Below are 8,640 nucleotides of genomic sequence, written 5' to 3' on the forward strand. Positions count from 1 at the left end.
CTCGGTGATGCCGGGCGGGGCGACGAGGCCGCGCCAGTTGGGCAGCGACACGTCGATGCCCTGGTCGATCAGGGTCGGGGTGTCGATGCCGGGCACCGGCTGCTCGGCCGAGACGGCGAGCGCCCGCGCCGGACGACCAACAGGGCACCAGCGGCGTCGCCGAGGAGGCGCCCGCTCCCACGCCGGACCCGAGCACCGAGCAGGAAGCGCTCTCCGCCAGCGACGGCCGCCCGCAGGTCGCCTACCTGACGATCCCGGACGTCGACATCCGGAACCTGCGCGTCGAGCCCTACCAGGGACAGACCGACGACGCCCCGGGAACCGTCATCCAGGACCGCGGCATCGCGGCCAGCTCACACGGCCCGTCCGGAGGAGTCGGCCCCGGAGGCATCGGGAACTACCAGGTGACGGCGCACCGAAACTCGGCGGGCGGCCCGTTCTTCGCGATCCCCGACCTCGCGAACGGCGCGAGGATCGAAGTGGTCACCGACCAACGCACGTTCGTCTACGAGGTGATCGAGACCAGAGAGACCTCGTTCCGTTCGGAGCGCTCCCTGGCGGAGCAACGAGCGCCCGTCCCCGGACAACCCGGCCGCACCCCCAGTGAGGCCATGATCACCCTCTCGACGTGCGCCACCCAGGAAGATCACGCCGCCGGGAACTACTGGTCCGACGACCTGGGTAATCCGGAACACCGGATAGACAAGATCGGGGTACTGGTCAGCTCGCGGCCGACCTGAGCAGCCGCACGTCCTCGCAGAGTGTGACGAGCTTCGTGACGGAGCAGGGCCGAAGGCCGAAGGCCGTGCGTGGCGGCGCGCCGCCACGCACGGCCGGCTTCGCCGGTCAGCCCAACCGCACGGGCACCACCACCAGTTCGGCGATGTTCACGTTGGCGGGCGCCGAGACCGCGAAGGTCACGGAGTCGGCGATGTCCTCGGCGGACAGCGGCGGCAGGTCGGTGCGCATCCGCGCCAGGGCGTCGCGCATCTCCCCGTCCCGCATGTCGTCGCCCAGTTCGGTGTGGGTGACGCCCGGCTCCACGGTGTGCACCCGCACGCCGCGCGGGCCGAGTTCGACCCGGAGGTTGCGGGTCAGCTGGGCCACGGCGGCCTTGGTGGCGCAGTAGACGGACCAGTTGGGGTACAGGGCGTGCCCGGCGATGGAGCCGACGTGCACGAGGTCGGCCGGGCCGCCGTCCGCCGCGGCGGCGAGCAGGTCGTCGGCGAAGGCCCGGCCGGTCAGCAGCAGCCCGCGCAGGTTGACGTCGATCATGCGGTCCCACTCGGCGGTGGCGGCGGTCTCGAACGGCGCGCCGAGCATCGCGCCCGCGTTGGCCACCACGAGGTCGACCCGGCCCAGTGCGGAACGCACGGTCGCCGCGGCCTCGGTGAGGGCGTCGGGGTCCGCCAGGTCGGCGGCCACCGGCAGTACCTGGCCGGCGGCCGTCGGGCGCAGTTCGTCGGACAGCTCGACGAGCCGGTCGGCGCGGCGGCCGAGCAGCGCGACGGAGGCGCCGGCGAGCGCCAGCCGGCGGGCGGTGGCGGCACCGATGCCGCTGGTGGCGCCGGTCACGACGGCCACCCGGCCGGCGAGCGGGCCGCCAGCGGCGGGGACGGCGGCGACCGAGGCGGAGGAGGAAGGAAGGGTTGTCGAAGAAGTCATGTCCCCACCGTGCTGTGGATCCGACGGCCGTTCCAGGCACCGTTCGACCCGGGTGCCCCGACCCTGGGGGTGGCACACCCGGCCTCGGCGGCGCGCTCAGCCGCGGTAGGCGGCGATCGCGGCCCCGACGAACGAACGGACCAGCGGGTTCGGGTCGCCCTCGGGCCAGGCCAGCACCACGCGGCTCGGCTCCATGTCGACGAGCGGCACCACGGTGAGCCCGGCACCGGGCTCGTGGTCGAGCAGCGTCACACCGACCGTGCCGTTCCACAGCACGGCCTGCCGGCACTCCTGGACGGCGCGCACCACGGGGCCCTCGCGGGGGCGCGCGCCGTTCCAGTACGCCTGCCACCGGGGGTCGGTGCCGGCCGGGAACCGGAACCAGTGGCGGTCGGCCAGGTCGGCCAGCCGCAGGGAGGCGCGGCCGGCCAGCGGGTCGTCGGTGCGGAGCAGCGCTCCCACCGGGTCGGCCCGCAGTTCACGCACGGTGAGGCCGGTCCCGTCGAACGGCCCGCGGGTCAGGGCGACGTCGACCAGTCCTGCGGAGAGCCCGCAGGTGGGGTCGGTCAGGTCGGTCTCGCGCACGCGGATCTCGACGTGCGGGTGCCGCCGGCGGTAGGCGCCGGCCAGCCGGGTCACGCCGGGGTCGGTGCTGTCGCCGAGGAGGCCGACGGTGAGGGTCGCGGCGCCGGCCGCCGTGGCGACGCGCACCCGCGCCCGGTCGGCGTGGTCGAGCAGGGCGCGGGCCTCGTCGAGCAGCACCGCCCCGGCCGGGGTGAGGGCGACGCCGGCGGAGGAGCGGTCGAACAGCGCGGCGCCGATCTCGGCCTCCAGGCGCCGGATCGCCCGGCTCAACGGCGGCTGGCTCATGTGCAGTCGGGCGGCCGCCCGGCCGAAGTGGAGCTCCTCGGCGACCGCCACGAAGTAGCGCAGCGTACGTAGCTCCATACTGCGACGATACCCGGACGGTATCGCCGGCGCGGAACAGGTCTTGGACAGTCCTGGTGCCGCGGCCGTGGAATCGGGGCATGACCGAAGAACCCGAGGCCACCGCGCCGATCGCCGACCCGCCCGTGTCGGTGGTCGGCCCGAACGACGGCGAGACGATCCTGCTGGGCACCACGCGCATGCGCGTCCTGGAGGACGGCGGCACCACCGGGCACCGCCTCGGCATCACCGAGTCGGTCCTCGCGCCGCACACGCCGGGACCGCCCCAGCATCGCCACGCCGCACACGACGAGGGCTTCTACGTCGTCTCCGGCACCGTCCGGTTCACCGTCGGGGAGGACGAGCACGACGCGACGCCGGGCACGCTCGTGATGGTCCCGCCCGGGGCCCCGCACACGTTCGCCAACGTGACCGACCAGCCGGCCGTCATGCTCAGCACGTTCACGCCGGACCGGTACGTGCGGTACTTCCGCGACCTCCAGGCCCTGATGGCCGACGGCCGGGAGCTGACCCCGGAGGCGAACGTCCGGGCGATGCGGCGCTACGCCACCGAGCCCGCCACCGGGCCCGTCACCGGCCTCCCCGGGCGAGGGCCGGAAGCGGGCGGGGCCGCCCGGCGCGAGGGCGAGTCGTGAGCGTCGCGTACTGGATCGTCGCCGGCCCGCTCGCCGCCTTCTACCTCTACGGGGGTGCGCTGAAGGTGGTCCGCTCCCGGGACGGGCTCCGGCCGATGATGGCCTGGGTGGACAGCGTGCCGATGCCCGCCGTCCGGGCCCTCGGGCTGGTCGAGGTGCTGGGCGCGACCGGGCTCGTCCTGCCGCCGCTGACCGGCGTCGCGCCCTGGCTGGCGCTCGCCGCCGCGAGCGGGTTCGTCGTCCTCCAACTCGGCGCGATCCGGGTCCACCTGCGCCTCGGCGACCGCCGGGTCGCGCTCAACGTCACGCTGCTGCTCGCCGCGCTGGCGACCGGCTGGCCGGCGACGACGTGGCTGTGACGTCGGGCGTCAGGTCAGCGCCGCGAGCTCGGCGTGGTCCCGCACGATGGTCTTGCCGGTGTTCTCGCCGCGCAGCATGCCGAGGAACGCGTCCACGATGTGCTCGAACCCGTCGACCACCGTCTCGTCGAGCGGGAGCCGTCCGCTCCGCAGCAGGGGCACGGCGAACTCGTGCAACTCCTCCTGGAGTTCCCGGTGGTTCCGCACCAGGAAGCCCTCCACGCGGAGGGACTTCTCCACCACGGCCGCGTGGTCGAAGCTCGGCGGCGGGGCGTCCGGGGTGTTGTACCGGCTGATCGTGCCGACCCGGACGACGCGCCCGAACTCGCGCAACGCCCCCACCGCCGCTCCCAGTTGCTCGCCGCCGACGTTGTCGACGAACACGTCGACGCCGTCCGGCGCGACGGAGGCGAGCAGCTCGGCGGCGGGCCCCCGGCGGTAGTCGAACACCGCGTCGTAGCCCACCTCCCGCACGAGATGGTCGGCCTTGGCCGCCGAGCCGGTGCTGCCCACCAGCCGCCCGGCGCCGAGCAGCCTGGCGAACCGCCCGGTCGCCGTGCCGACGCCGCCCGCGGCGGCCGACACGAACAGGTCCTCGCCGGCCTGGAGCCTGGCGATCCGGGTCAGCGCCACGTAGGCGGTCAGGCCGGTGCCGCCCAGGACACTCAGGTGGGCGGTCGGTGACACGTCGGCGAGGTCGGGCAGCCGCCGGACCTCCTCAGGCGTGACCACCGCGTGGGTGCGCCAGCCCTGACGGTGGAAGACCAGGTCCCCCTCGGCCAGTCGAGGGGTGCGTGAGGCGACGACCCGCCCGACGGTGCGGCCCTCCAGGGGCTCGCCGAGCGTGAAGCCGCCCGGCACGTCGTCCATCATCTCGCGGTGGTAGGGATCGACCGACCAGTAGAGGTTCCGCACGAGCGCGGCGCCGTCCGCCGGGGCGGGGGCCGGGGACTCGACGACGGTGAAGTGCTCGGCGGTGGGGAAGCCGTGCGGGCGGGCGGTCTGCCGGACGGTGAGCGCGGTCTCGTTCATGCCCGGACCGTAGGGCGGGAATACGGCACTCCGGCAGCCGGTTGGGCTCATCCGACGCACCGTTCCATGAGCAGTCCTCATACATCGAGGTGAGCGCCCCGTGGCCCGCACGGCAGACTCCGATCTCGCGCCGCACGAACTGCGCGTCCTGGTGGCGGTCGCGGACGCCGGCGGGTTCTCGGCGGCGGCGGTCGCGCTGGGTCTCACCCAGTCCGCCGTCTCCCACTCGGTGCGCGGCAGCGAGCGCAGGATCGGCGCGGTCCTCTTCGAGCGCGGGCGGGCCGGCGCCCGGCCGACGCCGGCCGGCGCGAGCGCGGTCGCCCACGCCCGCCGCGTGCTCCGCCTGCTGGAGATCCTGACCGCCGAGGCGCGCGGCGCGGCCACGGGGCGGGCGGTGGCGGGGCCGCTGCGGATCGCGGCCTTCCGCAGCGCCGCGCTCCACCTGCTGCCGCCGGTGCTGCGGCGGCTGCGGGCCGCGCACCCCGGGATCGAGCCGCGGGTGCGGATCATCCGCGAACTGGGCCGCGGCGCGGCGGGCGAAGTGGCCGACGGGAAGGCCGACATCGGCATCGCCACGCTCGGCGACCCGGAAGCGCTTCCGCCCGGCCTGGTCGCCAACGGCCTCATCGAGGAGCCCTACGCCCTGGCGCATCCCGCGGGACACGCCGCCCCGCGCTCGCTTCCGCTGGTCGACTGGGCCGAGAACTGCGGCTCGTACACCCGCGCCTGGTGGGCGGGGCAGGACTGGATCCCGAAGGCGACCATCGAGGCCGAGGACGACGGCGCCGTGCTCTCCCTGGTGAGCGGCGGCCACGGCATGGCGATCATGCCGATGCTCTCGCTGACCGGGGCACCCGACTCGATCGAGATCACCGACCTCGGCCCCGGGCGCCCGACCCGCCGGGTCGGCTGTGTCACCACCCCGGAGCTGGCCGGCTCGGCGGCCGTGCGCGCGCTGGTGCGGGAGCTGCGCGCCGCCGCGCCCGGGGCGGTGGACGGTTCCCGGCGGTAGGCCGGAGGGGCGCGCGAAACCTCGACGACAAAGGTGGCTCCCGACCATTTACATCGATGTATATCTTGCGCCACCCTACCGGGAGCCCCCTCCCTCGCCCCCACCACAGAGATCGGGAGACCACCCATGAACCGTGTTCTCGCGCTGTGTCTCGGCGCGTCGCTCGCCCTGCTGTGCGGCGTGCCGGCCGCCGCCACGTCGACCGCCGCCGACCCGCCACCCGTCGCCGCGTCGTCCGAGGACGACGTCACGCCCACCGCGTCCGGCACGCCGCTGCGGGACGGCACGGGCCTCTACCCGCGGGCCGTCCGGCTGGCCCACAACGGGGCCGCCAACGGACGGGTGCTGGCCAGCGTCGTCACCTTCGACGGGAACAACGGTCTCGGCGCGATCCACGAGAGCACGGACGACGGCGCCACCTTCCGGCAGGTCGGCACCGTGGCAGACCCCGAATCGGCCGGCGGGCAGGGCCTCTGCTGCGCCACCCTCTACGAACTGCCGCGTCAGATCGGCGCGTTGCGCGCCGGGACGCTGCTGTGGGCCTCCTCGGCCGGGCAGGACGAGGCGAACCGCAGGATGGACCTGCGGATCTGGCGCAGCGACGACGTGGGCCGCAGCTGGTCCTACCTGTCGACGTGCGCCACGGCCACGGGCACCGCCGGGCTCTGGGAACCCGAGTTCTCGGTCGCCGCGGACGGCGCGCTGGTCTGCCACTACTCGGACGAGACCGACCCCGGCCACAGCCAGAAGCTGGTGGCGGTGCGCAGCTACGACGGCGTCACCTGGAGCGGTCGGCACGACACGGTGGCCAGCGCCTGGCAGCCGGACCGGCCGGGGATGCCGGTGGTGCGGCGACTGCCCAACGGCACCTACTTCATGAGCTTCGAGATCTGCAACCCCGGCGGCCAGTACCAGTGCGTGGCGCACTACCGCACCTCCCCCGACGGCTGGAACTGGGGCGACCCGGCGCACCTCGGCTATCGTCCCGAGACGGCCGACGGCAGGTACTTCCGCGCCACCCCGACCATCGCCTGGGCGCCGGCGCCCGACGGCTCGCCGAACGGGCGGATCGTACTGGTGGGCCAGATGCTGCTGAACCGGGACGGCACGACGGCGGCCGGCAACGGGCGCACGGTGCTGGTCAACGCGGCGAACGGCGAGGGCCCCTGGGAGGCGATCGCCTCGCCGGTGACGGTGCCCGCGCCCTATGCGAACTACTGCCCCAACTACAGCTCACCGCTGCTGCCTTCGGCGGACGGCCGGCGCCTGCTCCAGATCGCCACCGACTGGGACGGCGACGTGTGCCGGCCGTACTACGCGACGGGCCCGCTCGGCGGCCCGGGCGCCGGCTAGATCCGTGCCTCTCGCCCCGCTCCGTCACCGGGCCGGTCGAAGCAGCGCCTGGCAGCAGCGCAGGAAGGACTCGCCGGCCGCGGCGCCCTCGCCGAGATAGCCGGCGACCATGGCGCCGTCGCGGAGGGTCATCAGATCGTCGGCCACGGCGGACGGGGCCGGCAGCCCGAGCGGGGCGACCAACCGCTCGAACATCTCCTTCCACCAGGCCCGGTGCTCGTCGACGACCCGACGCACCGGGCTCTCCGCGTCGGCGTACTCGGCGGCGGCGTTGATGAACGGGCAGCCGCGGAAGCCGGGCGCGCAGGCCATGGCCCCGATTCCCTCGGAGAGCAGGCGCAGCGCCGCGTCGACGTCGCCGTCGGCCCGGGCGATCACCGCGTCCACTCCCTCGCGGGTGAGGGTGGCGCGCCGCTCCAGGTACGTCACGACGAGGTCGTCCTTGGTTCTGAAGTGCCGGTAGAAGGTCACCTTCGTGGTGCCGACCCGCTCGATGATCCGGTCGGCGCTGACGGCGCGCATCCCGTGCGCGTAGAAGAGCTCGTCGGCGGCCTCGATCAGCCGCTCTCGCACCGGCGCTTTCACGCCTTTCATCGTACGGGCATCGTGTCCCCCCTTGCGCTGGGCGGCCGGAGCGTGCATCGTCATCCCTGTCGGTAGAGTTACTAGTTAGTCTACCGAGAGCGGGAGCCGAGGGCACTACCCGGTGATCCGCGCCGTCACGCGTCACGTCGACATCGAAGGGCCCCGCACATGACCACCGTCGCTCCCTCGTCCACCGCGACCGCGGCCACCGCCGCCGTCCCGGCGGCGCTCCGCCGGCTGTACCTCCTACGGTTCGGATTCGCCGCGATCTGGGGCGCCCTGCTGTTCGCCACCGCCTCGGACCTCGGGCCGGTCAGCGTGACGCTGCTGGTGCTCTACCCGCTGTTCGACGTGGCCGCCGCCGTCGTCGACGCCCGGTCGTCGGGACCGACGGGACCGACCGTCGGTCTCTACGCCAACATCGCGATCAGCTCACTCGCCGCCGTCGCCCTTGCGCTCGCCAGCGCGTCCGACATCCCGGCGGTCCTGCGCGTCTGGGGAGCCTGGGCCATCGCCTCCGGACTCGTCCAACTCGCCGTCGGCGCCAGCCGCCGCACGCTGGGCGGCCAGTGGCCGATGATCGCCAGCGGCGCCGGATCGGCGATCGCCGGCACGTCCTTCATCCTCATGGCCGGCGCGGACGACCCCACGCTGTCGATCCTCGGCGGCTACGCCATCGTCGGCGGCCTGCTCTTCCTCGCCTCCGCGCTGCGGCTCGGCCGCGCGGCCGGCACGGCCTGACGCCGACACCGACGATCAGCGTGGCGCGGCGACGCCCCGTCGCCCAGCGTGCGGTGACGGGGCCGCTCCGCCAGGGTGAATCGGCGGACTCGACGACGGCCGGCCGCGGTGCGGCGGCGCGCGCACGCTCGAAGCGGTGAACGCCGTGCTGTTCCCGGCAGGAGTCGGTGAGGCAACCGGGCCGAACCAGCGCGCATCAACGCCGCGTTCGGCACTGCCTCCCGACGCCGCGATCTCGGCCAGCCGCCAGGCCTCGCCCGAACGCACCGCTGGCGGCTCCGCCACAGGCCCCCATCCGGCTCTCCATCCC

At 74.4% G+C, this 8,640-nt stretch carries 10 protein-coding genes; 6 read left to right on the top strand and 4 right to left on the bottom strand.

The window, feature by feature from the left end; all coding sequences use genetic code 11:
* Positions 1–404 precede the first annotated feature (404 nt).
* Complete coding sequence (locus tag E1283_RS26005) at positions 405–740, top strand: sortase domain-containing protein (RefSeq protein ID WP_425086229.1); 336 nt, start codon at positions 405–407, stop codon at positions 738–740.
* A 106-nt stretch (positions 741–846) separates the two neighbouring features.
* On the opposite strand, the gene E1283_RS26010 is transcribed toward E1283_RS26005, so the two are convergent.
* Both E1283_RS26010 and E1283_RS26015 read right to left on the bottom strand, forming a co-directional pair.
* The gene (locus E1283_RS26010; protein ID WP_132820588.1) at positions 847–1,665 is read right to left on the bottom strand and encodes an SDR family oxidoreductase; all 819 of its coding nucleotides are present in this window, start codon (positions 1,663–1,665) and stop codon (positions 847–849) included.
* 96 nt (positions 1,666–1,761) lie between these two features.
* A complete protein-coding gene (locus E1283_RS26015; protein ID WP_132820589.1) occupies positions 1,762–2,613 on the bottom strand; it encodes a LysR family transcriptional regulator in 852 nt (283 codons plus the stop codon).
* Between the two features lie 80 nt (positions 2,614–2,693).
* Between E1283_RS26015 and E1283_RS26020 the strand changes: the two genes are divergently transcribed.
* Together E1283_RS26020 and E1283_RS26025 are read left to right on the top strand one after the other, a co-directional pair.
* On the top strand, positions 2,694–3,248 hold the full coding sequence (locus E1283_RS26020; protein WP_132820590.1) for a cupin domain-containing protein: 555 nt from the start codon (positions 2,694–2,696) through the stop codon (positions 3,246–3,248).
* Positions 3,245–3,607 (top strand): DoxX family protein, encoded by a 363-nt coding sequence (locus E1283_RS26025; protein ID WP_132820591.1) that lies wholly within the window; start codon positions 3,245–3,247, stop codon positions 3,605–3,607. The genes E1283_RS26020 and E1283_RS26025 overlap by 4 nt, the downstream gene beginning before the upstream one ends.
* A 9-nt stretch (positions 3,608–3,616) precedes the next feature.
* On the opposite strand, the gene E1283_RS26030 is transcribed toward E1283_RS26025, so the two are convergent.
* Positions 3,617–4,639, bottom strand: a complete 1,023-nt coding sequence (locus E1283_RS26030) for an NADP-dependent oxidoreductase (RefSeq protein WP_132820592.1) — start codon at positions 4,637–4,639, stop codon at positions 3,617–3,619.
* Positions 4,640–4,739: 100 nt separating this feature from the next.
* Here E1283_RS26030 and E1283_RS26035 point away from each other — a divergent pair, with 100 nt between their 5' ends.
* Together E1283_RS26035 and E1283_RS26040 are read left to right on the top strand one after the other, a co-directional pair.
* Positions 4,740–5,651: a LysR family transcriptional regulator gene (locus E1283_RS26035; RefSeq protein WP_132820593.1), complete on the top strand. Its 912-nt coding sequence runs from the start codon at positions 4,740–4,742 to the stop codon at positions 5,649–5,651.
* A gap of 126 nt (positions 5,652–5,777) precedes the next feature.
* Positions 5,778–7,004, top strand: coding sequence for a sialidase family protein (locus E1283_RS26040; protein WP_132820594.1), 1,227 nt, complete (start codon positions 5,778–5,780; stop codon positions 7,002–7,004).
* A gap of 24 nt (positions 7,005–7,028) precedes the next feature.
* On the opposite strand, the gene E1283_RS26045 is transcribed toward E1283_RS26040, so the two are convergent.
* A complete protein-coding gene (locus tag E1283_RS26045) occupies positions 7,029–7,589 on the bottom strand; it encodes a TetR/AcrR family transcriptional regulator (RefSeq protein WP_243745110.1) in 561 nt (186 codons plus the stop codon).
* A 168-nt stretch (positions 7,590–7,757) separates the two neighbouring features.
* Here E1283_RS26045 and E1283_RS26050 point away from each other — a divergent pair, with 168 nt between their 5' ends.
* Positions 7,758–8,330, top strand: a complete 573-nt coding sequence (locus tag E1283_RS26050; protein WP_132820596.1) for a hypothetical protein — start codon at positions 7,758–7,760, stop codon at positions 8,328–8,330.
* Positions 8,331–8,640 lie beyond the last annotated feature (310 nt).

This window comes from Streptomyces hainanensis, assembly GCF_004348415.1.
Taxonomy (GTDB): Bacteria; Actinomycetota; Actinomycetes; order Streptomycetales; family Streptomycetaceae; genus Streptomyces; species Streptomyces hainanensis.

Excerpts from the sequence above, each read along its gene's own strand:
- E1283_RS26015 (WP_132820589.1), bottom strand. The coding sequence starts at position 2,613 with ATGGAGCTACGTACGCTGCGCTACTTCGTGGCGGTCGCCGAGGAGCTC.
- E1283_RS26010 (WP_132820588.1), bottom strand. The coding sequence starts at position 1,665 with ATGACTTCTTCGACAACCCTTCCTTCCTCCTCCGCCTCGGTCGCCGCC.
- E1283_RS26050 (WP_132820596.1), top strand. The coding sequence starts at position 7,758 with ATGACCACCGTCGCTCCCTCGTCCACCGCGACCGCGGCCACCGCCGCC.
- E1283_RS26020 (WP_132820590.1), top strand. The coding sequence starts at position 2,694 with ATGACCGAAGAACCCGAGGCCACCGCGCCGATCGCCGACCCGCCCGTG.
- E1283_RS26040 (WP_132820594.1), top strand. The coding sequence starts at position 5,778 with ATGAACCGTGTTCTCGCGCTGTGTCTCGGCGCGTCGCTCGCCCTGCTG.
- E1283_RS26030 (WP_132820592.1), bottom strand. The coding sequence starts at position 4,639 with ATGAACGAGACCGCGCTCACCGTCCGGCAGACCGCCCGCCCGCACGGC.